The organism is Winogradskyella poriferorum (assembly GCF_050618035.1).
In the GTDB taxonomy this organism is placed as follows: Bacteria; Bacteroidota; Bacteroidia; order Flavobacteriales; family Flavobacteriaceae; genus Winogradskyella; species Winogradskyella poriferorum_A.
Genome location: NZ_JBODPY010000001.1, coordinates 891,352 through 914,389, shown reverse-complemented (window position 1 = coordinate 914,389; position 23,038 = coordinate 891,352). Strand labels below are relative to the sequence as shown.

General features: G+C 34.1%; 23 protein-coding genes. 6 read left to right on the top strand and 17 right to left on the bottom strand.

What is annotated here, in order from left to right:
* Nucleotides 1-21: 21 nt before the first annotated feature.
* The gene (locus tag ACRHOC_RS04075; protein ID WP_431157275.1) at nucleotides 22-1,326 is read left to right on the top strand and encodes a TlpA family protein disulfide reductase; all 1,305 of its coding nucleotides are present in this window, start codon (nucleotides 22-24) and stop codon (nucleotides 1,324-1,326) included.
* Nucleotides 1,327-1,386: 60 nt separating this feature from the next.
* Here ACRHOC_RS04075 and ACRHOC_RS04070 read toward each other — a convergent pair whose 3' ends face one another.
* Nucleotides 1,387-2,331 carry a nicotinic acid mononucleotide adenyltransferase gene (locus tag ACRHOC_RS04070; RefSeq protein ID WP_431157274.1) on the bottom strand — a complete coding sequence of 315 codons (945 nt, stop codon included), beginning with the start codon at nucleotides 2,329-2,331 and terminating at the stop codon, nucleotides 1,387-1,389.
* A 212-nt stretch (nucleotides 2,332-2,543) separates the two neighbouring features.
* On the opposite strand from ACRHOC_RS04070, the gene ACRHOC_RS04065 reads away from it, so the two are divergent.
* The gene (locus ACRHOC_RS04065) at nucleotides 2,544-3,545 is read left to right on the top strand and encodes an NAD(P)H-dependent glycerol-3-phosphate dehydrogenase (RefSeq protein ID WP_431157273.1); all 1,002 of its coding nucleotides are present in this window, start codon (nucleotides 2,544-2,546) and stop codon (nucleotides 3,543-3,545) included.
* 8 nt (nucleotides 3,546-3,553) lie between these two features.
* Here the strand turns inward: ACRHOC_RS04065 and ACRHOC_RS04060 are convergent, their stop codons facing one another.
* Genes ACRHOC_RS04060 through ACRHOC_RS04050 form a run of 3 tightly spaced genes read right to left on the bottom strand, consistent with a single transcriptional unit; the run spans nucleotide 3,554 to nucleotide 5,386 of the window.
* A complete protein-coding gene (locus ACRHOC_RS04060; RefSeq protein WP_431157272.1) occupies nucleotides 3,554-3,949 on the bottom strand; it encodes a hypothetical protein in 396 nt (131 codons plus the stop codon).
* A 3-nt stretch (nucleotides 3,950-3,952) separates the two neighbouring features.
* Nucleotides 3,953-4,972, bottom strand: coding sequence for a phenylalanine--tRNA ligase subunit alpha (gene pheS / locus ACRHOC_RS04055; protein WP_431157271.1), 1,020 nt, complete (start codon nucleotides 4,970-4,972; stop codon nucleotides 3,953-3,955).
* A 57-nt stretch (nucleotides 4,973-5,029) separates the two neighbouring features.
* Complete coding sequence (locus ACRHOC_RS04050; RefSeq protein WP_431157270.1) at nucleotides 5,030-5,386, bottom strand: hypothetical protein; 357 nt, start codon at nucleotides 5,384-5,386, stop codon at nucleotides 5,030-5,032.
* A 70-nt stretch (nucleotides 5,387-5,456) separates the two neighbouring features.
* Between ACRHOC_RS04050 and ACRHOC_RS04045 the strand changes: the two genes are divergently transcribed.
* Nucleotides 5,457-5,975 carry a CvpA family protein gene (locus tag ACRHOC_RS04045; RefSeq protein WP_431157268.1) on the top strand — a complete coding sequence of 173 codons (519 nt, stop codon included), beginning with the start codon at nucleotides 5,457-5,459 and terminating at the stop codon, nucleotides 5,973-5,975.
* Nucleotides 5,976-6,019: 44 nt separating this feature from the next.
* Here ACRHOC_RS04045 and ACRHOC_RS04040 read toward each other — a convergent pair whose 3' ends face one another.
* From ACRHOC_RS04040 to ACRHOC_RS03985, 12 genes are all read right to left on the bottom strand, one after another.
* Nucleotides 6,020-6,649, bottom strand: a complete 630-nt coding sequence (locus ACRHOC_RS04040; protein ID WP_431157267.1) for a carbonic anhydrase family protein — start codon at nucleotides 6,647-6,649, stop codon at nucleotides 6,020-6,022.
* 42 nt (nucleotides 6,650-6,691) lie between these two features.
* Nucleotides 6,692-8,281, bottom strand: coding sequence for a SulP family inorganic anion transporter (locus tag ACRHOC_RS04035; RefSeq protein WP_431157266.1), 1,590 nt, complete (start codon nucleotides 8,279-8,281; stop codon nucleotides 6,692-6,694).
* Between the two features lie 75 nt (nucleotides 8,282-8,356).
* Nucleotides 8,357-8,647 carry a hypothetical protein gene (locus tag ACRHOC_RS04030; RefSeq protein WP_431157265.1) on the bottom strand — a complete coding sequence of 97 codons (291 nt, stop codon included), beginning with the start codon at nucleotides 8,645-8,647 and terminating at the stop codon, nucleotides 8,357-8,359.
* Between the two features lie 52 nt (nucleotides 8,648-8,699).
* Entirely contained in the window at nucleotides 8,700-9,455 is a 756-nt protein-coding gene (locus tag ACRHOC_RS04025) for a tetratricopeptide repeat protein (protein ID WP_431157264.1), read from the bottom strand.
* Between the two features lies 1 nt (nucleotide 9,456).
* On the bottom strand, nucleotides 9,457-11,229 hold the full coding sequence (locus tag ACRHOC_RS04020) for a BatD family protein (RefSeq protein WP_431157263.1): 1,773 nt from the start codon (nucleotides 11,227-11,229) through the stop codon (nucleotides 9,457-9,459).
* Nucleotide 11,230: 1 nt separating this feature from the next.
* The gene (locus ACRHOC_RS04015) at nucleotides 11,231-12,040 is read right to left on the bottom strand and encodes a BatD family protein (protein WP_431157262.1); all 810 of its coding nucleotides are present in this window, start codon (nucleotides 12,038-12,040) and stop codon (nucleotides 11,231-11,233) included.
* A 39-nt stretch (nucleotides 12,041-12,079) separates the two neighbouring features.
* Entirely contained in the window at nucleotides 12,080-12,910 is an 831-nt protein-coding gene (locus ACRHOC_RS04010) for a tetratricopeptide repeat protein (protein WP_431157261.1), read from the bottom strand.
* Nucleotides 12,911-12,970: 60 nt separating this feature from the next.
* Nucleotides 12,971-14,008, bottom strand: a complete 1,038-nt coding sequence (locus tag ACRHOC_RS04005; protein WP_431157260.1) for a VWA domain-containing protein — start codon at nucleotides 14,006-14,008, stop codon at nucleotides 12,971-12,973.
* Entirely contained in the window at nucleotides 14,001-15,005 is a 1,005-nt protein-coding gene (locus ACRHOC_RS04000) for a vWA domain-containing protein (protein ID WP_431157259.1), read from the bottom strand. Before ACRHOC_RS04000 ends, ACRHOC_RS04005 begins: the two co-directional genes overlap by 8 nt.
* On the bottom strand, nucleotides 15,005-16,711 hold the full coding sequence (locus tag ACRHOC_RS03995; RefSeq protein WP_431157258.1) for a hypothetical protein: 1,707 nt from the start codon (nucleotides 16,709-16,711) through the stop codon (nucleotides 15,005-15,007). Before ACRHOC_RS03995 ends, ACRHOC_RS04000 begins: the two co-directional genes overlap by 1 nt.
* 3 nt (nucleotides 16,712-16,714) lie before the next feature.
* Nucleotides 16,715-17,581, bottom strand: a complete 867-nt coding sequence (locus tag ACRHOC_RS03990) for a DUF58 domain-containing protein (protein ID WP_431157257.1) — start codon at nucleotides 17,579-17,581, stop codon at nucleotides 16,715-16,717.
* Nucleotides 17,582-17,655: 74 nt separating this feature from the next.
* Nucleotides 17,656-18,657: an AAA family ATPase gene (locus ACRHOC_RS03985; protein WP_431157256.1), complete on the bottom strand. Its 1,002-nt coding sequence runs from the start codon at nucleotides 18,655-18,657 to the stop codon at nucleotides 17,656-17,658.
* A gap of 194 nt (nucleotides 18,658-18,851) precedes the next feature.
* Here ACRHOC_RS03985 and ACRHOC_RS03980 point away from each other — a divergent pair, with 194 nt between their 5' ends.
* Genes ACRHOC_RS03980 through ACRHOC_RS03970 form a run of 3 tightly spaced genes read left to right on the top strand, consistent with a single transcriptional unit; the run spans nucleotide 18,852 to nucleotide 21,632 of the window.
* Entirely contained in the window at nucleotides 18,852-19,715 is an 864-nt protein-coding gene (locus ACRHOC_RS03980) for an aldo/keto reductase (RefSeq protein ID WP_431157255.1), read from the top strand.
* A 10-nt stretch (nucleotides 19,716-19,725) separates the two neighbouring features.
* Nucleotides 19,726-20,478 carry an SDR family NAD(P)-dependent oxidoreductase gene (locus ACRHOC_RS03975; RefSeq protein WP_431157253.1) on the top strand — a complete coding sequence of 251 codons (753 nt, stop codon included), beginning with the start codon at nucleotides 19,726-19,728 and terminating at the stop codon, nucleotides 20,476-20,478.
* Between the two features lie 20 nt (nucleotides 20,479-20,498).
* Nucleotides 20,499-21,632 carry an ATP-binding protein gene (locus tag ACRHOC_RS03970; protein WP_431157252.1) on the top strand — a complete coding sequence of 378 codons (1,134 nt, stop codon included), beginning with the start codon at nucleotides 20,499-20,501 and terminating at the stop codon, nucleotides 21,630-21,632.
* 212 nt (nucleotides 21,633-21,844) lie between these two features.
* On the opposite strand, the gene ACRHOC_RS03965 is transcribed toward ACRHOC_RS03970, so the two are convergent.
* Nucleotides 21,845-23,038, bottom strand: a complete 1,194-nt coding sequence (locus ACRHOC_RS03965) for a DUF1501 domain-containing protein (RefSeq protein WP_431157251.1) — start codon at nucleotides 23,036-23,038, stop codon at nucleotides 21,845-21,847.

Sequence of the window (23,038 nt, the reverse complement as noted above, 5' to 3'; positions counted from 1 at the left end):
TTGCCATTAATATCAAACAACATGAAAAAAATCCTTCTCCTGTTAATATGCTTCCCATTTCTAGTTCAAGCACAAAGTGTATCAGGCACCTTTTCACCTTCTAGTGATTACACTTATGCCTTTTTATATAAAGCAACTCCCGAAGGTGCAGATTATGTAAACAGAGGTAAATTAGATAGTCTTGGTCATTTTGAAATCCCAATGGATGAAACAGTAACACCTGGAATTTATAAAATTGTGTATGCCATCCCTCCAGAGGAAAATAATTTTGACTTTATATATAATGGGAAAGAATCAATTGATTTTGATTTTAATAGAGAAAGTGGTGTTGAATTTAAAACATCAGAAGAAAATAAATTATGGAACTCCTACCTTAAAAGTATGGATATGGTAAATATTACCATAAGCAATTATTTTTCGAAAGATGTAAAAGATGAAGACGGCTTTAAAGCCATTTTTAAAACCTTAGATGATACACAAAAGGGTTACGAGCAATTGGCTGAGGGCAAACTCGTCTCTTCCTTTATTATTGCAAATAGACCATACCTTCCGGCTACATATGAAGATATAAGTACGTATTCAAAAAATCTCAAGGAACATTATTTGAATCAAGTTGATTTTAATGACTATTTATTACAAAGCTCATCTTTTTTAGTAGATCGCATTACTGCATATGTTTTTAATATGGTGCAAAATCCAAGTAATAACATCTTAAAAAAACATGTGGATGAGGTAGCTCTAGCAATAGGTCCAGACTCCGATGTTATTAAAACATCATTACTTGAAGTGCTTTGGCAACGTTTTGTAAGTACCGATAATCATGAGTTGGCTAATTATGTGACCGACACCTACCTTTTGGACTTGGCGAATACAACCGGAAAAAAAGTCTTGGCTGAGACTTTAGTTTCCTATAAAAATACTTCCGTTGGAACTAAAGCTCCTGATTTTGAAATAAGCTCCACTGAAAGCACAATTAACCTGCATGATCTTGAGGGATCGGATTACTATCTTTTGGTTTTTTGGAGTAGTGGCTGCGGTCATTGTTTAAATGAACTTCCACAAGTAAAAACACTAATATCTTCAAATCCTAATGTACAAGTTGTTGCTTTTGGATTAGAAAATGATCCAACAGATTGGACGGAAGAAATTAAAAAGTATCCAGAGTTTAAACATACCATTGGTTTGGGCAAATGGGAAAATCCTATTGTAAAGACTTATGGTATTGCGGCAACTCCAATGTATTTTTTACTCTCAAGTGATAAAGTTATCATGGCTAAGCCGTATGCCTTTGAGGATTTAGAAGTGGTCATAAATAGCCTCAAATAAAAACGCCCAGTTAAACAAGTATTTAACTGAGCGCTTTGAAACTAAATAACCAACCAAAATTTAGCCTCTTGTATTTTCTCTTGGGTTATCAACCTTTTTAGATTTCTGTTTACGCTTCTTAGGCTTATCAACCTCCTTGGTTATCTTACCTGTTGTATCAGAACTTCTAAAATATGGTATATAACCTCGTCCTTCAAACTCATAAATTGTTCCAGAATTTGGATGGAGCAATTCGATTGTTCCATCATTAATAACGCTAAGCTCAAAGAATTCATTGTCGAAGAAATCATAATCTAACGTTAAAGTTTTTAGATACATGTTGCCAGAAATATCACCTACACCATAAACACCTGTATAGTCCCAAAATATATTGTCTGGATTTACAATATTTACATCCTGTGAACTGCGAAACGTAGAATCATTGCCGCCTGATAAAAACTGTAAATAATTCTCATTTTCAAATTCATTTAAGGCACCAAATTCACTTGTGTAGACTTTCTCCCAAGCTTCATATTCCTGCAAGAAATAATGGATGTTGTCATAGAATACAAAATCATAGTCAAAATTATTTCTCTGAAATCCTCTTAGGAAATAGGAGGTATCATTAAAAGGATTATATAATTCAATAGTATTACCATCTATCTGATAAACATCAAAACTCTCAATCCCATCGATGACATGATCTACATCCAAAATCATGTCGTAAGCCACATAGTTACCTATTGGAACACCAAATCCATTTCCTTGAGCTCCAAAATCTACAAGATTATTATTGGCAAAAAGCGTTCCATTTCTAAATGAAAGGGTAAATGCGATTTGTAAAAATGGTGTTTCACCAAAACCTTGTGTCTGATTAATATCAACATACCATAACTCGTAAGAACGTAATAGTTGATCCAACGACACTCCAGGATTATTGTCTACAATAACAACCTCATCTGTATAACAAGAGGTGAACAATGTTGCACTTAGTGCAAAACCTAATAGTAATTTCAATGTCTTCATAATTCAACGGTTTTAAGGGTTACTATATGTATAAATCCAAAACGCGTGCCAAAGTGCAAACCGAGTTATTTGGAAGGAATTCTTTAAGCCTTTGAAATTGAGAATTATCTTAGTAATAATAAGGGTTTAAGGAAACTTTAATAGCTATTTTAGTTTCTAATACCCTCCATTTTTTTTATGTATTTTTGAGTTTCAAATTGAATGTAATTTCTATGGACAATAACACTAAATATGCTGTTTTTGGTGCTGGTTCTTGGGCAACAGCAATCGTAAAAATGCTTTGCGAGAATCTAGATGAAGTTGGATGGTATATGCGAAGTGCATATATCAAAGATCATATTATAAAAGAACAGCATAATCCCAGTTACCTTAGCTCTGTAGAATTTCATACCAATCAATTAAAACTCAGTAATGATATTAACGAAATAGCAGATTGGGCAGATGTCCTCATCTTTGTTATACCATCTGCTTTTATGCACTCTGAACTCGAAAAATTGACTTCAGAAATAAGTCAAAAAACTATTGTATCTGCTGTAAAGGGTATTATTCCAGAATCCGGATTACTAGTGGGAGAGCATTTTCATGATATCTACAACATTCCGTTTGAAAATATTGCGGTTATTGCTGGGCCATGTCACGCTGAAGAAGTAGCTCTAGAACGTTTATCTTATTTAACCATTTCTTGTGCAGACGCTGATAAGGCACAATCTATTGCAGACAATTTATCTAGCCATTATATAAAGACTAAGATTAGTGATGATATTATAGGTGTTGAATACGCTGTAATGCTTAAAAATATCTATGCTATCGCTGCTGGTATTGCGCATGGTTTGGGCTATGGTGATAATTTTCAGAGTGTACTAATGAGTAATGCTATTCGTGAGATGAAACGCTTTATTAAAAAAATGCACAAAATGAAGCGTAACATTAATAATTCAGCGTATTTAGGCGACTTATTGGTTACTGGTTACTCTGTGTTTTCTCGTAATCGTATGTTCGGTAATATGATTGGAAAAGGATATACCGTAAAGTCTGCAATGATGGAAATGAATATGGTTGCAGAAGGGTATTATGCTACAAAGAGTGCGCAATTGCTCAACCAAAAGAATAAGAAGAAAACACGACTACCAATAATCAATGCTGTTTATAGCGTATTATATGAAAACAAAAACCCAAAAAAGGTTTTTAAAAAATTGACCGAAAGACTAGATTAGTAATTCGACTACTTCACTAAAATTCCTTTTAATTGCATTAGAGGAATTACTTGTAAAGCCTTGTCATTGATTGTATTTTTTCTGAACAGATAGGTTTTATCAAACATCTGATTTCCTTTAAAAAAGGTGACTTTAAAGGTGTTATTAAGCTGTAAAACCTGCTCTTGCATATACTCTATCTTAGCATAACTTCGAGCTGGAAGTTTAGCGATAGTGTGGCGCATAGGAGGTGTCATCTTAGTTTCTGATTTTCCCTGAGATACAATAAGAACAGTATCTAAATCTGCATCACTATTATTAATGATGTAGGCATTCCAATCGAGTGTTTTATACTCTAAATGTTGCTCTTGTACTACAGCAACATAAACATCCTCAACTTTTGGGATCTCAATGTCTTTTTTCACGGATTAAAGTGCAGATTTAAACTGCTCTAAGAATCGTACATCGTTCTCACTTAATAAGCGTATGTCGCTAATTTGATGCAGTAATAAAGCAATTCGGTCTATACCCATGCCAAAAGCGAAACCTGAATATTCTGCAGAATCTATACCACAGTTTTCTAAGACATTAGGATCTACCATACCACAACCCATTATTTCTAACCAACCTGTTCCTTTGGTCATTTTATAATCAGTCTCTGTTTCAAGTCCCCAATATACGTCTACCTCAGCACTTGGTTCCGTAAACGGGAAATAGGAAGGTCTTAACCTTATTTTAGATTTACCAAACATCTCAGTGGTAAAGTACTGCAAAGTCTGCTTTAAGTCTGCGAAACTTACGTCCTTATCTATATACAAGCCTTCAACCTGATGAAAGAAACAATGCGAACGTGCAGAAATAGCTTCATTTCTATATACTCTACCAGGTGAAATAGTACGGATTGGAGGTTTATTATTTTCCATGTAACGCACCTGCACCGAACTGGTATGCGTACGTAATAAAATATCAGGATCTGTCTGGATAAAGAAGGTATCTTGCATATCTCTTGCAGGATGATATTCAGGTAAATTTAAAGCCGTAAAATTGTGCCAATCGTCTTCAATTTCTGGACCTTCACTTACATTAAATCCAATTCGCGAAAAAATATCGATGATTTGATTCTTTACAATAGAAATTGGATGACGTGCACCCAAGGCAATGGGTTCACCAGGACGTGAAAGATCTCCATAAATACCACTGTCTTCCTCTCGCTGATCTAAAGCTTCCTTAAGTGTATTTACTTTTTCTTCAGCTGTTTTCTTGAGTTGATTAATTGTTTGCCCAAACTCCTTCTTTTGCTCGTTGGCTACATTTTTAAACTCAGCAAAATATTGCTTTAAAAGCCCCTTGGATCCTAAAAATTTTATTCTGAATGCCTCAACCTCTTCTTTAGATTGGGCAGAAAATGCTTCTGCTTCCGCTATGAGTTCCTTTAACTTATCTATCATTACTATCCTGAATTTAATTCAGTATGCTCTTTAATTGAACGGCAAATTTATAAAATCTTAATCGATATACTCCGTCTCAACGAAATAGTTTACTATAGCCTCTTTCATGAGAACGCTCTGTTCACCTGCTTTTAAAAAAGGAAGTTGTTCTTTTACCTTATAGTGTGGCCAACCCTCTTCATCAACATAATCAAATTCGTAAAACCCATAAGGCTCTAATAACTTACAAATAGCGATATGCATTAAATCTAATTTATGATCTTTTTTAAAAGCTCTATGCAATTGTCCGAGTTCTTGCACACCTATTAAATAAATAATAGCGTCGAGGTCTAGCGGATCTCCATCAGCAAATTGATTGGAAAGCTTTTCTACCACCAAATCCCATCTTTCTTTTAATTGTTGATCTCTTGCCATAATTTATCAATAACAATCTCCGTTATAAGATTAGCAAAGTTAAATTATATTTGCTTAAACCGCTATTATTATGAGTATCATTGATATTGTATTAGGTGCCCTATTACTCTTTGGTTTAATAAGAGGTGCCATGAAGGGTCTATTTGTTGAAGTGGCATCTTTACTCGCTCTTGTATTAGGTGTTTATGGTGCCATTCATTTTAGTTTCTTTGCTTCTGGTTTTTTAGAATCTAAAGTAGACTGGAGCGAAAAAACGATAAATATTGTGGCCTTTGCCATTACATTTGTAATTATCGTACTTGCTATAAGTCTTGCTGGTAAAGCGCTCACTAAATTAGCAGATTTCGCAGCTTTGGGTTTATTAAATAAACTACTGGGAGGCGCATTTGGAGCGCTTAAAATAGGCCTTATACTAAGTATTCTATTAATTGTATTTAATAAATTAAATAAGACACTTCCTTTTATTGAAAAAGAAGATCTTGAAGAAAGTGTTCTTTACGAACCTGTAAAATCATTGGCTCCAATGATATTTCCTAATTTGATAAAAAGTGAATCCGAACAGGATGGATTAGAAGAAAATCAAGCATAAAAAAAGCCGCAATAAGCGGCTTTTTATTTTATATAATCCAGTTATTATAACATTTCTACTTTTCCCGTATGTAAACTGTATACACCACCAACAATAGCGATTTCTCCAAAGTCTTCCATTTCGGCTAAAATTGGACTCTTTTTACGAATTCGTTCTATGGTAAGTTTTACATTATTCTCTACCGTCTTAGCCACAAATTCTTTATTAGAGGAATTGGCTTCGCCTTCTACTTCATCAGCCGACTTTCTTACAGCTGGCATAATATTATCTAACATCGCAGTGATATTTCCGAGCTCAACTCCATCACATGCTGCTTTAACTGCTCCACAACTTTCGTGACCCAACACTAATATTAATTTACTACCTGCTACATTACATGAGTATTCTAAACTGCCAAGGATATCTGTATTTTCAAAATTACCTGCTACCCTTGCTACAAAAATATCACCAATAGCCTGATCAAAAACAGTTTCTACTGGCACTCGCGAATCTATACAAGATAAGACTACTGCTTTTGGATATTGTCCTGCTATTGTCTGGTTTATTAACGATGCATTATCTGATCCTTCTGGATTACCTTCTACAAAACGCTTATTACCATTTAATAAATCTTGTAGGACCGAATTTGGTGTCATTGCACCTTGCATGTCCTTGGTTATAGCTATATTTTTCATTCTATCTTAGTTTATATTGTTATTGAAATTAGTCTTTCTTTTTTATTTCTTCGGATTAAGCTTAAAGAAATCGATAAAACTCTCTGGATTATCAACCGTCCCGCGCTCCGAGTACAATCTTATATTAATGTTTCGTTCTTTGGCTTTGACAGCAAAATCCTCAAGAATTTCAATAATATCATTATCGAGATATCTTGTGTTAGAAACATCCAATTCTAACATCGAATCAGCAGGAATTCGATCTAACTCTTTCAAAATAGCGGCCTTATTAAAAAACGTTACTTCCTCAGCTAGTGTCATTTTAATTTTACCATCATCAACGTCTTCACCCTCTTTATGTAAGAAATGTGAATTTTTGAAACTTTTAAATAGTACAATAAAAATACCCACAGCAAGTCCAAGACCAATACCTTTTAAAAGGTCTAAGAACACAATTCCTAATACGGTAATAATAAATGGAACAAATTGCATCCAACCACCATTATACATCGCCTTAAATGTTGATGGTTTTGCTAATTTATAACCAACAATAAATAAGACTGCAGCAAGAACTGATAGTGGAATGTAGTTTAATATTTGTGGTATAGTTACAACAGAAATTAATAAGAAAAAGCCGTGAATAATAGCACTAGCTTTTGTACGACCACCTGACTGAATGTTAGCAGAACTACGAACAATAACCTGAGTAATTGGCAATCCTCCGATTAAACCAGAAACTATATTTCCTGTTCCTTGTGCCAATAGCTCTCTATTGGTTGGTGTAACGCGCTTCTGAGGGTCTAATTTATCTGTTGCCTCCACACACAGTAGTGTTTCTAAAGAAGCAACTAATGCAATGGTGAAACCAGTAATTATAACATCAGCTTGAGTAATTACAGCAAAGTTTGGAAACGCAAGGAGTGATGTGATATCTGAAATACTTTCTGGGACTGGCACAGAAACTAAGTGCTCTGCTGCTAAAGCCAAATCTCCATCTTTGGTAATAAAATAGAAAATAATTCCTACGACCACAGCAACCAAAGGTCCTTGTACAAGTTGGAAGAATTTACCTTTACTACTCAACACATTACTCCATAGAATCAATATCGCCATGGCAATAATTGCAATAATAGTGGCTCCCTTATCAAAATTACCACTAAATAATGCATTTAAAGTTTTTAATAATTCAGTTAGTGTGTTTTCACCATCAATCTGTAAAAAGGCAAAATCACCTTCTGGGTTTTTGTCTATTCCGAAAAAGTATGGGATTTGTTTAAGGATGATAATTACACCTATTCCTGTTAGCATTCCTTTGATTACAGAAGATGGGAAATAATAACCTATAATACCAAGTCTTAGCAATCCAAATGCAATCTGAATTGCACCTCCTAAAACTACAGCTACTAAGAAATTCTCCCAACCACCTAATGCTGTAATAGCTGTTAATACAATTGCCGCCAGACCTGCTGCTGGACCACTTACTCCAATCTCTGATCCACTAAGAAAACCAACAACTATACCACCAACAATTCCCGCAATTAAGCCTGAAAATAATGGTGCGCCACTGGCTAAAGCAATACCCAAACATAATGGTAAGGCAACAAAGAATACGACAATACTCGCTGGCAAGTCATTTTTTAATGATTTAAACATAAAAGTTAAATTTTACGGCTGTACGTATTTTTAACAGCCTTATTGATTATTTAATTAGAAAGTTTCTCTAGAATATTAGGATTGTGATTCTGGAGGTGGTGAAATAATATGTAACAAGGGTCTACTATAAAACCCATCTATGAGGTCAATATTATCCCATTTATTAATGACATTGGGCGTGCTTTCAATATTTGAAAACACAGGTTCGAGAAGAATTTTAAAATTTTCAATTTCTTCTTCTTCACCCATACCATCGCATAAGGAAATATCAATAGTATTATCTATTGAAGATATAATGGTCGGTACGCTTATTATTGATAGAAATAGCACAACAATAAACAGCGCAGTAAATTTTTTAAAAATCATAGGTCGTTGCCCAACAAATATATAATTATGTCAGGATTTTCAATAAATATAATTAAAAATCATTCAACAACTTAATGTCTTGGGATTGAATCCAACCAACGGAATTGTCGGCCAATTGAATTTTATTCCAATCTTCATATGTTTCTAAGACTTGAACCTTTGTTCCTTCATGAAGACGAAATACTTCTTCACTAGATTTATTTGGGTCTGACTTTACACGAGACTCTTGTGCAAAGACTATAGCAGGATTCTTTTTAGCATCGAGCCTTACTTTCTGAAATGCCATAACAACAGACAAAATAGCAATAAATAGACTTGCTATACTAACGACAAAGGCTAATCGCTTTCTTGAGGTAGCCTGTGAAAAATGATAGAGTAAAAAGAGCAGTACAAAAATAAAAACTCCAATTACCGCTATGATAGCCCATGTATCTGAACTTAAGGTATTCACAAAATTTTTAATGATTTTTGAAAACCCTACATCTGGTACTTTATCTATGGCATCGATTGTCATATTCTGCGCGAAAGCCAAATTATTTTTGATTTCCTCGTCATTAGGATTAAGCAACAAAGCCTTTTCGTAATAATATACACTTGGTGCTATGTTGTTAAGCTTGTAATTAGCATTAGCCAAATTAAAATAAAGCTCTGCTGAATGTACATCAGAATCTAGAATTGATTCATATTTATCTATAGCCTCAGCAAACTTGCCATCATTGTACAAAGCATTGGCCTCTTCAAATACTTGCGTATTTTGGCTAATACCAAATAGCGAAAAACATAATAATATGACAGTTATTATACGCATGCTATCGAATCTGTTTATCTATTATTGAAATCGTCTTGGCTGCCTTGTCATAATCACTTTGCATCGTCACTTGCTCAATTGGTGTATACCTCGCCAACTCACAGCTTTCTAAAATAGAATTGAAATCTGCTATTATTGAAGATTCCACATTTCTATTGGAAAGTAATTGCTCTATTTTGTCCTTATTAAAATCACTTGTTTCTATTCTTAGTTTTGCTTTAAGATAGTTATGAAGTGCTTTCTCCAAAGCCACATAAAAAGAAACCTTATCATTTAATGCTTTCTTAGCTTCACTCAAATATTTTCTCGCTAATCGATCTGCCTTTCTTACACGATTACCTTGTACATCAGCATCGCGCTTTTCTTTGTTTCTCCTCACAAAAATGGCAATAGGAATTGCTAAAAATGGTAAAAGTACAAATGCCCAAAAAGTGTTGGACCCGAAGAATGGTGTTACACTCTTTTTTTCCCAATTAGCCTTTGTTTTAATAAATGCAAATGTGTTAGATGTTGGTCTAACAGCTTGCTTAATGTTAGAGGTCTCAGAGGTATTAGAATTAGAAATTGAAGCTGTAGGACCTTCTAGTACGTCTACTACCAATTCATCTGAAGTAATTCTTTTGTAGGACTCTGTTTTTAAATCGAAATATGAAAAGGAAATTGATGGTATTGGATATTTACCTTTATACTGTGGCACAATGGTATAGGTGTCTGAAATTGTACCCTGCATACCACTTAATCTAGTCCTAACATTCTCTCGATGCTCTGGTTCATATACCTCTAACGAACTTGGTACAGTAAGCTTAGGAAGTTCGAACAACTTTAAATTCCCTTTACCAGATACTTGGATTTTTGCTTGTAAGGATTCCGTTGCGTTTAATTGACTTTTTGTTGTAGTGACATTAAAATTGAAGTCTCCAACAGCGCCTTTAAAATCAGCTGGTTTTCCTACCTCTGGCAAAGGCTTAACATCTACTGTTCTGCTTCCCGCTGTAACTGTTCTTGGCACCTTTGTCATAATTGGACGACCAAATATATCTGCTCTACCTGTAGGAACCTCTACCGTTATGTCTAAAACCAAAGGTTCCAATTTTAGTTTACCTGTTTTCTGAGGATATAAAACTGTTTTTCTTAAAACAACATAACGATATTCTTCACCCTTATAGATACCTTTTTCAATTGGAAGCCCTTTTATTTCAATATTTTGGCTCCAGAAGTCATTATATCTAGGATTATCTTTTTCTCGCCAGTTACTAACACCAGTTTCTGGTGAAACATATAGTTTGTAAACCACGGTTATCGCTTCATTTAGGTATGGATTACTTTTAGATACCTCTGCGACTAAATGTATATTCTGTGAAGCGATGTCTGAAGCTGCAGAATTACCATTAGGTTTATCTACTGCGGCTGTGACTGTAATTGTAACAGGAAAGGTTTTATAAATTTCACCTTCTATTTCTATAGTGGCCTGCTTTATAGTAAACTTACCTCTTTTCTTTGGTGCTAAAAAATAGCTATAGGTTTTAGTATAAGACCGTTTACCGTTTAGCCAAGAATTGCTCACAGATGTATTAGGACCTCCAACAACATCAAAGTCTTTAAAACTTGGTGGTACAAAATTGTCACCATCTTTATTCATTTCAAAGTCGATGCGTAAACGTTCATTAACACCTAGCTTTTTCTTACTGACTTTGGCTTCGAACTTTACTTGGGCTGAGACACTACCTAGCATCATCAAAAGCATAAAAATCGATATGTTCTTTATCAATCTCATTTTAGTTCACCTCAACTTTTACTTTTTCAGATGCTATAACTACCTCTTTAATATCCTCAACATTTTTATCATTAAAAACCCTTCTACCTGAAGGTATGCCAATTGAAACTCTTAACTCTAATGGCGAAATATTTATTTTACCTCGCTTACTCGGTTTTAGACTTAATGATTTTAAAATAACTGTACGGTAAGTTATACCATCTATTTTTTCATTGACTACATTGAGACTTTGAGGAGAAATATCTGTTACCTCAGCATTTTTGACTTTACTATCTTCTATTAATTTCCATTTATGTGCAGAGATACCCTCTGCTACGTGCAATTTATAATTGACCTCTATAGAATCATTAACAGATATAGGTGTTTCAGGATAGACCAATTTTAAAAACACTTTTTTTTGTAAAGAATCTTTATCAATAAGGTAGTTCTTCTTTCTAACCCTTACCACATCAATACTTACAGTATTAGAACTATATGTATTTCCTTTGAAATTTAAAGTCCCGCTTTCAATTACCAAGGTACCTCGCTTCTTCGGAATTAAGGTGTAGGCAATCGTCTTCTCATAACTTATTCTTCCTCCTTCCTTAACATTTGTGTTTGTAGACGTTAAGGGACCATATGTAACTTCAAAATCATTGAATTCTGGAGGAGTAAATTCCGCATCTGGCTCATTAAATGTAAACGAAACTTGGATCTTTTCATTAATGCCAATTTGCGATTTATTGACTTCTGTTTTGAATATAACTTGAGCCTCACAAAACAAAGTGCTTGTTAGTAAAAATAAAAGTGATATCTGTTTAATTAAGTTCATTTAGCATTAAGATTGAGGATAAAATAAAAGGTATCACCTTTACCAATCCTTTTCAGTTTTCACTTTAGCGCCCTTTTGCTTTTCTGCATTTATTTTCTCTTGAACCTTTTGCTCTTGGTTCTGCATAGCTTCGAGAATATTTTTTATTTGTTGTGGTGACATTTGACCAGGCTTTGGCTTTGGTTTTTGGTTTTTATCCTTATCATCCTTGCCCTTGCCATCATCTTTTTTCTCATCCTTTGGTTTACCATCTTCATCTTCTTCCTTATCACCATCTTTTTTGTCTTGATCACCTTCGTCCTTCTTATCCTGATCGTCTTTATTTTGATCTTCCTTTTTCTCTTCCTCCTCTTTATCTTGCTCTTGCTCCTTATCTTTATCTTCCTTATTATCTTCGCCACCACCATCTTCTTGTTGCTCTGCACATTCCTTTGCTAATGCAAAATTATAACGTGTCTCTTCGTCATTTGGATTGTTTCGTAAAGCATCTTTAAAGGCTTCAACTGCTTGTTTACACTGCTCATTCTGCATTAGAATATTTCCAATATTATGAAAAGCACGATGCTTCTCATCTTTGGTCTTAGCATTCTTCGCCGCTTCTTGAGATCTGAATAGTGCCTCATCAAAACTGCCCTTTTTATAATATGAATGTGCAAGGTTATATGACCCAACAGCTTTATTTGGAGCTTCAGAGATTGCTTTTCTATATTCCATCTCTGCTTCCACGAAGTTATCTTCACCTAAAAGTGAATTCCCTTCATAAACCAAATTGGTGGCTTTCTCTTCTGCTTTAATCTGTTCCTTTGATTTATCTTGCGCAAATCCAAAAAAACTAATTAGCCCTATAAAAACAACTAAGCAATATTTCATTTCTCTCTTTACTTAATTTAAAATTAGTAAACCCATATAATAACCACAGTTAAAGAATAATTAAAAATTTTCATTAAATAAATTCAATCGTTTTAACCAGGCTGTTTTTCTCTCTAAAAAGAAAATATCTATAAACAATAAAAATATACCTAACCCTAAAAACCATTGAAACTGATCTTTAAAGTCTGCAATTTGTTTAGATTCAAATTCTTTTTTGTCCATCTTATCTAAAAGATCTTTTATTGCATCAACAACTTCTTGCGTGTTGGTTCCATTAATATAAATCCCATTGGTTTCATCTGCAATCTCTTTTAAGGTTGCCTCATCTAGTCTTGTAATGACAGTTTCACCGCTTTGGTCTTTTTTATAATTTAAAACTACACCATTACGCTTTATTGGAATTGGACCACCTTTAACATCACCAACTCCGACAGTAATAATTCTTATACCCTCATCATTAGCTTCCTCTGCGATATCTACGGCATCACCTTCATGGTCTTCACCATCCGAAATGATAATTAATATTCTATTGGTCTGTTCTTCATCATCATAATAAGTTTTGGCTAATTGTATGGCTTCATGAATTGCGGTTCCTTGTGAGGACAGCATATCTGTATTCATATTTTGAAGAAACATTTTTGCAGAGGCATAATCTGTTGTTATTGGTAATTGAGGGAAGGCCTTACCTGCATATGCTATTATCCCAACACGATCACTTGCTAAACTATTAATTATCTGTGTAACAAGTTGCTTAGATTTTTCCAATCTATTCGGTGCAATATCTTCTGCCAACATACTTTTTGAAACATCTACTGCGAATACAATATCTACACCTTGGCTTCTTACTGTTTCTAATTTAGTACCAATTTTAGGATTTACCAATGCTATTGAAAGGCATCCAAAAGCACCACATAAAACTAATACCTTTAAAACACTTTTAAACAAAGATTGATTTGGACTTAATCTTTTTAGTAAATGGTTGTCCGCAAATTTCTTCTGCGCACTACGTCTCCATAATTGTACTAAAGCAAACAATAGGATTATTGCTGGAATAACCAGTAAAGTCCAAAACCATATTTTTTCATCTAGTCTAAACAAAGCTTCTAAATATTGTGTTTCTGAGTAACAATTCAATTAACAACAAAAGACCTGCCAATAAAATTAATGGTCGGTATTTCTCTTCGTAATTGTAATATTTTTTCTCCTCGATTTCAGTTTTCTCAAGCTTATTTATCTCATTATAGATTTCAACTAATTTCTTATTGTTAGTTGCTCTAAAATATTTACCTCCTGTAACTTCTGCTATTTCTTCGAGTAACTCTTCATCTATTTCAACTTGTTGCCTGCCATACCTAAATGAGCCGTTTGGGTTAATTGATATAGGTGATAAGGCCATTCCATTTGTTCCAAGTCCTATAGTATAAACTTTAATTCCGTATTCAACAGCTAACTCACTGGCGATTTTAGGATCAATAAACCCAGAATTATTAACACCATCAGTAAGAAGAATGATTACCTTACTCTTGGCTCTGCTATCCTTCAATCGATTTACTGATGTTGCGAGACCCATGCCTATGGCAGTTCCTCCCTCTATTATTGTATTATACTTGATGTCACGTAGTGAGCGCTGCACAATGGACTTATCACTAGTTATTGGCGTTTTGGTATAAGCTTCTCCTGCATATTCCACAAGTCCAATCCTATCGTTAGGTCTACCGTCAATGAAATCTGAGGCAACCTGCTTTAAAGCCTCAAGTCTATTAGGTCTTAAGTCCTTTGCTAACATACTTGCCGAAACATCTATTGCCATTACAATATCAATTCCTCGCGTTGTCTTTGTACGCGTTGAGACATCAACAGTTCTTGGTCTTGCAATTGCTGTGATTAAAAGTGCCAAAGCAATTAAACGAAAAGCAAATAACAAATGCTTCAGTTTAGACCATACTGAAGACGTGCTCTTAAAGCCCTTAATACTGGATATTTTGAGTTCTGCAGTTTGCTTATTATGAGTAAAAACATACCAAACTAATGCTAGAGGCAACAGTAGCATCAACCAAAACAATTCTTTATTTAGAAACTCTATATTCTCAAACATTAGTTTTCTTCTTCAGTTTCATTAGGGTTTAATTCAATAGAATCTATAATTCTCTGTACCATCTCATCAGCATAGTCATCGTTCTCTGGCCAAGTAATTATAATTTGTTGCAAGACATTTTCATTAGAAAAACAGAATAGGGCATACTCTGCCGCAACTACTTTACTCGTATTTGGCACTTCTATATTGAAAGACCCATAAGTTTTTAGTCCTTCTGCAGCATTAGGGGTAATAAATTGATCTCTCTTTACAAGAATATCTCTTGCACCTTTAGACTCAAATCCTTTAATACTTTCTTCTGAAACCTTCAGCAAATCAAACGTTGGATTCTCTGTGTCCTTCGTCTGTGGTGTCTGCTTTGGCACATTGAGTGTAGTTGTATTAATTGCTACACTAAAAATATCTAGCATTGTACCATAAACAAATGTGGTCATACTCATTTGCTCCTTATACTCATCAGGTAAGGGTGCATCAACTCTTTTAAGAACTCTTGGTGTTTCTATCCAAACAGGTGGAAAACCATAAGCACTCTCTACCCATTCACCTTCTAAAAGCACTTTACTTTCATGACCTATAATAGTGTCTTTTACATAACCAAAACCATATTTAATACCGAAACCGACAACTGTTGCAATAATTAGGAATAAAGATATGAGCACGGTAATCCATATTTTTCTCCGTTTCTTTTTTCGCTCTTGAGCCTCTTTATATTGTTTGTCTAAAAGCTTTTCTTCTTCAGAAGGTTCTGGTAAGGTTGCTTTTACATTTTCAAGCTCTTTTTCAATCGTGAGTCTATCCATTTCAGCCAAAGCAACATCTGGTTTTGATTTGGCGAATTTCACCAAATCCGCACGCTTTAGAATGGTTTCTATATTCTGAATCGTCTCGTTTTTAAATGGAAATTGATTCCCATCTTTTAATAATTGTAATCTCGAAATAAGCTCATAAGTCGTACTTTCCATAGCCCTATCATAGACCTTCTCATCTAAATATCTACGTATAATTAAAGTGAGCTCTGAGTAGAATTTCTTTATCTCTAACTGACTTAAAAGTTGGCTATCATCTAATCGTTTTATTGCCAACTTGGCACGATCATATGGTGGTAACAGTGCTATTTCCTCCTCCTCGGTAAGTGGTTTTTTTCGCCAAATAAACCAGTACAATAAAAACGCTACCAACCCAACAATTAATAAAGTAAGCAATAAGTATTTCCAAAATCTACCACCACTTCTATCGACATCAATAATTGGTTTAATATCATACAAGCCTTGTTTGGTAGTATCAACTTCTATAGCATTAACTTGTACTTTTAAGGAATCTGTAAAAAAGGATTTATCGCCAATAGTTATCTTTTGTCTTGGGATGGAGTAGGCGCCAGAATCAAATTGGGTTAACTTATAAATTCTTGATAGTAAGAATTTGGCATCCTTTTTTGTTGTATCAATATCGGTTGCTTCTACAGCCTCAAGTGGCAAAAAAGTTTGTCCTTCCGGAAATACAACAACTGAACTTGAATCGGCCTCTACATCTATTTTATAAGAAATTTGTTCTCCAATTCTAATTTGAGTCGTGTCTATCTCACTTTTCACCTGAGCCGATGTGGTTATTGAAAAGACAAAAAACAAAATGATAGAACCAATTAATGGCCAATTATTTTGGTGTATCAAAACCTGTGTTCTTCTCTTTATCAAATTCTCTCCGTACATAGACTAGCCTCGTCTTTTAAAATAGCCAAGTAATTTTTTTACATAGCTTTCATCAACTCTACAATCTATAGATCCTGCTCCAGATTTAGTAAAACTATCCTTAAAATAATCAACTCTCTCTCTGTAAAATTTTTCGTAATTAATTCTAACTTTTTTAGATGCTGTATTCACCAAAAGTAATTCACCAGACTCCTCGTCCTCCATTTGTACCATTCCAATATTAGGAATTGAGGCTTCTTGTTTGTCATAAATTCTAATCCCAGTAATATCGTGTTTACCTGCAGATATTTTAAGGTTATGCTTGTAGTCATCAGCAATGAAATCGGATAATACAAAAACAATGGCCTTTTTCTTCATGACATTGGACAAAAACTTAAAGGCCTCACCAATATTTGTTTTCTTGCTTTTAGGTTGAAACTCTAACAACTCTCTAATAATTCTAAGAACATGAGATCTTCCTTTTTTAGGTGGTATATATAATTCAATCTCATCTGAAAATAATATCAGCCCTATTTTATCATTGTTCTGTGTTGCTGAAAAGGCAAGTGTCGCAGCTATTTCAGTTACGATTTCATCTTTAAACTGATTCCTAGTACCAAATAATTTACTACCTGAAACATCTGCCATCAACATCATGGTAAGCTCACGTTCCTCTTCAAAAACTTTTACAAAAGGCTCATTATATCTCGCGGTAACATTCCAATCTATATTTCTAACATCATCACCAAATTGATACTGACGTACTTCAGAAAAAGTCATACCTCTTCCCTTAAATGTGGAATGATATTCACCACCAAAAATATGATCAGACAGCCGACGTGTCTTAATCTCTATTTTCCGTACTTTTTTTAAAAGTTCTTTAGTATCCATGTCTCAATTTTCGATAGAAGATTGTTGTTTTACGATTGGCTAAACCGTGTTTTGTTTTTCGAAAATCTAAAATTCTATGGTACTTCGATTTCGTTGACAATTTTATTAATAATGTCCTCTGAAGTAACATTCTCTGCTTCTGCCTCATAGGTAATTCCTATTCTATGGCGAAGCACATCATGAACTACTGCACGTACATCTTCAGGAATCACATATCCTCTGCGCTTAATGAAGGCATAACATTTGGCAGCTATAGCCAAATTGATACTTCCCCTTGGTGATGCTCCAAATGAAATCAGTGGCTTAAGATCAGTAAGATTATACTTTTCTGGATAACGCGTTGCGAAAATGATATCAAGAATATATTTTTCAATCTTTTCGTCCATATACACTTCTCTAACCGCCTCCTGTGCACTCAATATTTGTCTAGGAGAAACTACAGGATTTACTTTATCATAGGCACCTTTAAGATTAGCTCTTACAATGAGTTGTTCTTCATCTAATTTTGGATAATCAATTACCGTCTTAAGCATAAAACGGTCTACCTGCGCTTCAGGTAAAGGATAAGTTCCCTCTTGTTCCACAGGGTTTTGAGTTGCCATAACTAAAAATGGTTTCTCAAGTATGAATGTTTCATCTCCAATAGTAACTTGCTTTTCTTGCATAGCTTCTAAAAGTGCAGATTGCACTTTTGCAGGTGCTCTGTTAATCTCATCTGCTAAAACAAAGTTGGCGAATATTGGACCCTTCTTGATAGAGAAATCATTTTCCTTTATGTTGTAGATTAAGGTTCCTATAACGTCAGCAGGAAGTAAGTCTGGAGTAAACTGAATTCTACTAAACGAAGCATCTATTGCCTTAGACAACGTATTAATCGCTAAGGTTTTTGCTAATCCAGGAACACCTTCTAACAAAATATGTCCTTGTCCAAGTAATCCGATTAATAGTCGCTCAATCATGTGTTTTTGCCCAACTATTACCTTATTCATTTCAAAGGTCAATAAATCAACAAAAGCACTCTCTTTTTCTATCTTCTCATTTATTGATTTTATATCAATCGTACTCGTTTCTTCCATTTTTTCAATATTTTTTATCGAAACTGTTAAATATATTTTTTTCGAAGATGCAAAGTGTTAAAATAAATCGGTAGTTGCTGTTAACATTTGGTTAAAAATCTGAGTAAAATAAAGGCTTAACACTCATTTAAGTATATGAAAGTTTTCTTTATTTTTATGCATCACTAATTTGATAAAATCTAAGACTAAATCCTTTGAAATATTCTAAAATAATTGCAGGTACGATGACCTGGGGTGAGTGGGGTAAAAAAATGTCAACAAAACAGATGACAGATCTAATGCATCATTGTGTTGAAAATGAGATAACTACATTTGATCATGCCGATATTTACGGCGCTTACACTACCGAAGCTGCATTTGGTAAGGCCTTCACAAATTCTAGTATAAAACGTGAAAACATCCAACTTATATCGAAGTGTGGCATTCAGTATATGTGCGAGAATAGGGAAAATAAAGTTAAACACTACGATTATAGCAAAGACTATATTATTTGGTCTGTAGAACAATCCTTGAAGAATTTAGAAACTGATTATCTTGATCTTTTACTGCTTCACCGACCAAGTCCATTAATGGTAGCTGAAGAAATTGCAGAGGCGATAACACTTTTAAAGAAACAAGGGAAAATCAAAGATTTTGGTGTTTCTAACTTTACACCTTCACAGATGGAAATGATTGGCTTAAGAATGGATATAGATGTTAATCAAATCGAGTTTTCATTGACCCAACATAGTGCTATGCATGATGGCACATTAGATTATATGAAAACCTGTGGTATTAGGCCTATGGCATGGTCTCCTTTAGGTTCTGTTTTTAGAGAAGACAATGAACAAACTAGGCGTATACACAAGCAACTTGGTGAATTATTAGGAAAATATAATGCTACTGAAGATCAATTGTTATTGGCTTGGTCGTTAAGGCATCCTGCTGGTATTATTCCTGTTGTTGGAACAACAAATTCAAAGCGATTAAAACAAGCTGTTGAGGCCACTAAATTAAATCTAGAATTAGAGGATTGGTTTTTAATTCTAGTGGCTTGTCAAGGTCATAAAGTACCCTAAATAAAAACACATGAAGAAAACTGCGTTAATTACTGGAGCAACAAGTGGTATTGGAAGAGCAACAGCACATGTATTTGCTGAACATGGTATAAATTTAATTCTTTGTGGAAGACGCCAACACCGTCTAGATAGTGTTCAAAAAGCATTATCCAGACAAACAGATGTCTTTACCTTAAATTTTGATGTAAGAGACCGTCAAAAAACTGAAGAAGCTATTTGTTCAATTCCTGATGAATTTAAAGCTATAGACATATTAATTAATAATGCTGGAAATGCACATGGTTTAGACCCTATCCAAAGTGGAAATGTTGATGATTGGGATGCCATGATGGATATTAATGTTAAAGGTTTGCTTTATGTAAGCAAAGCTATTATTCCAGGGATGACAGAAAGGAAAAATGGCCACATTATTAATGTTGGATCATCAGCAGGAAAAGAGGTTTACCCAAAAGGTAATGTCTATTGTGCAAGCAAGCACGCCGTATTAGCAATAACAGAAGGTATGCGCATTGATCTGAATCCTTATGGTATTAAAGTGAGTGCCATAAATCCTGGTTTAGTTGAAACTGAGTTTTCAGAGGTTCGATTTAAAGGAGGTCCTGAAGCGGAAAACGTATATCAGGGTTACAAAGCACTCCAAGCAGAAGATATTGCTGAAATTATACATTTTACTGTTACCAGACCTTCACATGTAAATCTTGCTGATGTTTTGGTTTTCCCTACTGCACAGGCTAACTCTGTAACCGTGAAAAAGACTAACTAAAACAGTTCCTGTGGGCTAGAATGATTAACAAACGACTTCTTATAAAAAATCTACTGGCTCATAACGATGAGAACAGTTTCTATGACAAAAAAAGAAAAGTAGATATTAGTTATAAGGAGGGTAAAGCCAAGTTTTTAAAGCACATTTGCGCGCTTTCTAACAGTAATCCAAAGAACAACTCCTATATCGTAATTGGAGTTCAGGATGAAGACAATAAGATAATAGGCACAGATTTTTTTGACGATAGTAAAATTCAGAATTTAATTAATGCCTATCTCACCAACCCACCTGTCGTTCAATATGAAAATATCCCATTTCCACATTTGCCAGATGATAAAGTAGTTGGTCTTGTAACCATAAGGCCAATTGATGAAATAACATCTCTAAGAAAAAACATCTGGAAGTATTACGGTGGGTCTGTTTTCTTTAGAGATGGCAGTATGAGTATGCCAAAGGTATTTGATATCGAAATTAAAGATGTTAATTCCAAAATAGTTTCTGCCATTGAGAAACATGCCCAAAACAACATTCAACTCACTCTTGATGGTGTCTTCGATTTTATGAATAAACGAAAAGACTTTAGTCCAACCTATAAAGTATTTAAAGAGTACTTTGTGCTCTGTTGGTCTGGTGACAAAAAGCAAGTTAAAGATGAAGTTTTCTATTCTAGAGTAGATATTGAACTTATAAACGAGCAAGTAAGATTATTTTATTCTGCATTAGATGAGGTTGCTATAGCATTTGATGATCATTCCTTTACTATAATTGAATACGTAAGGTTGGGTTTACAGAATTCGTTCAAGTTTTACAAACTTGAAGAGAAAACAATTCAATTTGAAAACAATGCAAACTATTCTATCGAGGCCAATTTAATATTTGAACCACCACAATACGACAAAAAGGTATTGCATCATATCTATAACACCAATAATTCTATATTAGAAAAATTAGAAAAAGGAACTACTATTGCTCCTCATGAGCATTCTGACTTAGAAAACTTAGCCGCAAGTTATCTCATTTGCTATCTCAACGGTTTTGAAGATGCCTTACCCAAATTAGAATATGCTAAACCATACATAAAAAAATATAGTATAGAACTATATAGGTCCTATAAAGAGACGATAAGAATATTAAGAAAAGTACGATACAATTGAATTATATCGAATAAATCTCATTTTTCAACGCTGTTTTTTGCATCTCGTCGAACGTATTTTTGCAAGTTTGCAAGTCATACATTTTTTTTCGCCATTCGTCATAAATTTTACCTAACTATAAAAAATATATGCATCTTTGAAGTGCTATTAATCAATTTATACAAACCCTGTTTCAATAGGAGAATATCCTTTTTGAGATAGGGTTTTTTAGTTTAGATAAAATCTAATTTGCTAAAAGACTTATTTAGTATTTTCTGATCGTCTACCTGAAGCCACTTATCGATAATAGTAGCATAAACCTCCCTAAAATCTATTTCATATTTAATGTCCCCATTATCATCTAAATCGGTTAGTGAAGATGGTAGATTATATAAACCTGCACGTTTTAAGTTTTTTCCAATTACAAAAAGATTGTTGGCAGCACCATGATCTGTCCCATTACTATAATTCTGTTTTACACGTCTTCCAAATTCAGAAAAAGTTAGGATTAAGGTATTATTAAATGTTCCATTTATCTTTAAGTCTTTAACAAAAGCATCCATTGCTTCCGCATAAGTCTTCAACAAATTAGCTTGTCTAGCAACTTGTGCAACATGTGTATCAAAACCATTTAATGTAGCATAATAGACATTGGCATCAATTCTGGAATTAATGAATTGCCCAATAACTTTCATTTGGTTTGCAAGTGTGGATTTCTTAGGATAATTATCTGATAATTTTGAGTCTAAAGCATTTTCGTATAAATATTTTGCTGAAGATTTCGCATCAATCATAGTCTGATATAAATAGCCTAGGTGATGTTCCGTCTCATGACTTCTATCATAATGCGATAATATAGTATTGAAATCGGACTCTTGTAAAGAACGAAATAGTTGCTTTGCATGTTTTGTGGCGATTCCATTAATCTTTTCCCCTCTTAAAGCTAAAGCTAATTGATCATCTATCTGAATGGCATTGTAGGGCTTTTTCCCATAATTGTCTAAATATCTTCCAATCCAACCTGAATCTAATATATTCTCATGATCACCCGCCGTATGCCATATATCCGTGGAAGTAAAATGTGAACGACTAGGGTTTGGGTAACCAACATTATTTATAATGCTAAGTTCTCCTGAATCATATAAACTTTTTAACGGTAATAAAGCCTTATGAAAGCCCAACTCATAATTTAGTTTTATAGTTTCAGTTTTTTTAATCGCAATCTTAGGTCGAGACTTATAATAAATGTCATTATTTATCGGAATAATTGTATTTAACCCGTCATTACCACCTTTTAAATGAACAATTACTAAATTTTTATGTCCAAAAGTGCTCGTAGATATATCTTCAAATGCCTTCAAAAATTTTGGCACCATTAACATACTTGTTGCTAATGCACTATTCCTAATAAACTTTCTTCTTTTCAT

Bases quoted from the DNA above. Each gene is read 5' to 3' on its own strand.
- ACRHOC_RS03990 (WP_431157257.1), bottom strand. From the start codon at position 17,581: ATGGATACTAAAGAACTTTTAAAAAAAGTACGGAAAATAGAGATTAAG.
- ACRHOC_RS04050 (WP_431157270.1), bottom strand. From the start codon at position 5,386: ATGGCAAGAGATCAACAATTAAAAGAAAGATGGGATTTGGTGGTAGAA.
- ACRHOC_RS04035 (WP_431157266.1), bottom strand. From the start codon at position 8,281: ATGTTTAAATCATTAAAAAATGACTTGCCAGCGAGTATTGTCGTATTC.
- ACRHOC_RS03975 (WP_431157253.1), top strand. From the start codon at position 19,726: ATGAAGAAAACTGCGTTAATTACTGGAGCAACAAGTGGTATTGGAAGA.
- ACRHOC_RS04065 (WP_431157273.1), top strand. From the start codon at position 2,544: ATGGACAATAACACTAAATATGCTGTTTTTGGTGCTGGTTCTTGGGCA.
- pheS (WP_431157271.1), bottom strand. From the start codon at position 4,972: ATGATAGATAAGTTAAAGGAACTCATAGCGGAAGCAGAAGCATTTTCT.
- ACRHOC_RS04015 (WP_431157262.1), bottom strand. From the start codon at position 12,040: ATGAACTTAATTAAACAGATATCACTTTTATTTTTACTAACAAGCACT.
- ACRHOC_RS04070 (WP_431157274.1), bottom strand. From the start codon at position 2,331: ATGAAGACATTGAAATTACTATTAGGTTTTGCACTAAGTGCAACATTG.
- ACRHOC_RS03965 (WP_431157251.1), bottom strand. From the start codon at position 23,038: ATGAAAAGAAGAAAGTTTATTAGGAATAGTGCATTAGCAACAAGTATG.
- ACRHOC_RS03970 (WP_431157252.1), top strand. From the start codon at position 20,499: ATGATTAACAAACGACTTCTTATAAAAAATCTACTGGCTCATAACGAT.
- ACRHOC_RS04040 (WP_431157267.1), bottom strand. From the start codon at position 6,649: ATGAAAAATATAGCTATAACCAAGGACATGCAAGGTGCAATGACACCA.
- ACRHOC_RS04025 (WP_431157264.1), bottom strand. From the start codon at position 9,455: ATGCGTATAATAACTGTCATATTATTATGTTTTTCGCTATTTGGTATT.
- ACRHOC_RS04010 (WP_431157261.1), bottom strand. From the start codon at position 12,910: ATGAAATATTGCTTAGTTGTTTTTATAGGGCTAATTAGTTTTTTTGGA.
- ACRHOC_RS04030 (WP_431157265.1), bottom strand. From the start codon at position 8,647: ATGATTTTTAAAAAATTTACTGCGCTGTTTATTGTTGTGCTATTTCTA.
- ACRHOC_RS04020 (WP_431157263.1), bottom strand. From the start codon at position 11,229: ATGAGATTGATAAAGAACATATCGATTTTTATGCTTTTGATGATGCTA.
- ACRHOC_RS04045 (WP_431157268.1), top strand. From the start codon at position 5,457: ATGAGTATCATTGATATTGTATTAGGTGCCCTATTACTCTTTGGTTTA.
- ACRHOC_RS04000 (WP_431157259.1), bottom strand. From the start codon at position 15,005: ATGTTTGAGAATATAGAGTTTCTAAATAAAGAATTGTTTTGGTTGATG.
- ACRHOC_RS03985 (WP_431157256.1), bottom strand. From the start codon at position 18,657: ATGGAAGAAACGAGTACGATTGATATAAAATCAATAAATGAGAAGATA.
- ACRHOC_RS03995 (WP_431157258.1), bottom strand. From the start codon at position 16,711: ATGTACGGAGAGAATTTGATAAAGAGAAGAACACAGGTTTTGATACAC.
- ACRHOC_RS04075 (WP_431157275.1), top strand. From the start codon at position 22: ATGAAAAAAATCCTTCTCCTGTTAATATGCTTCCCATTTCTAGTTCAA.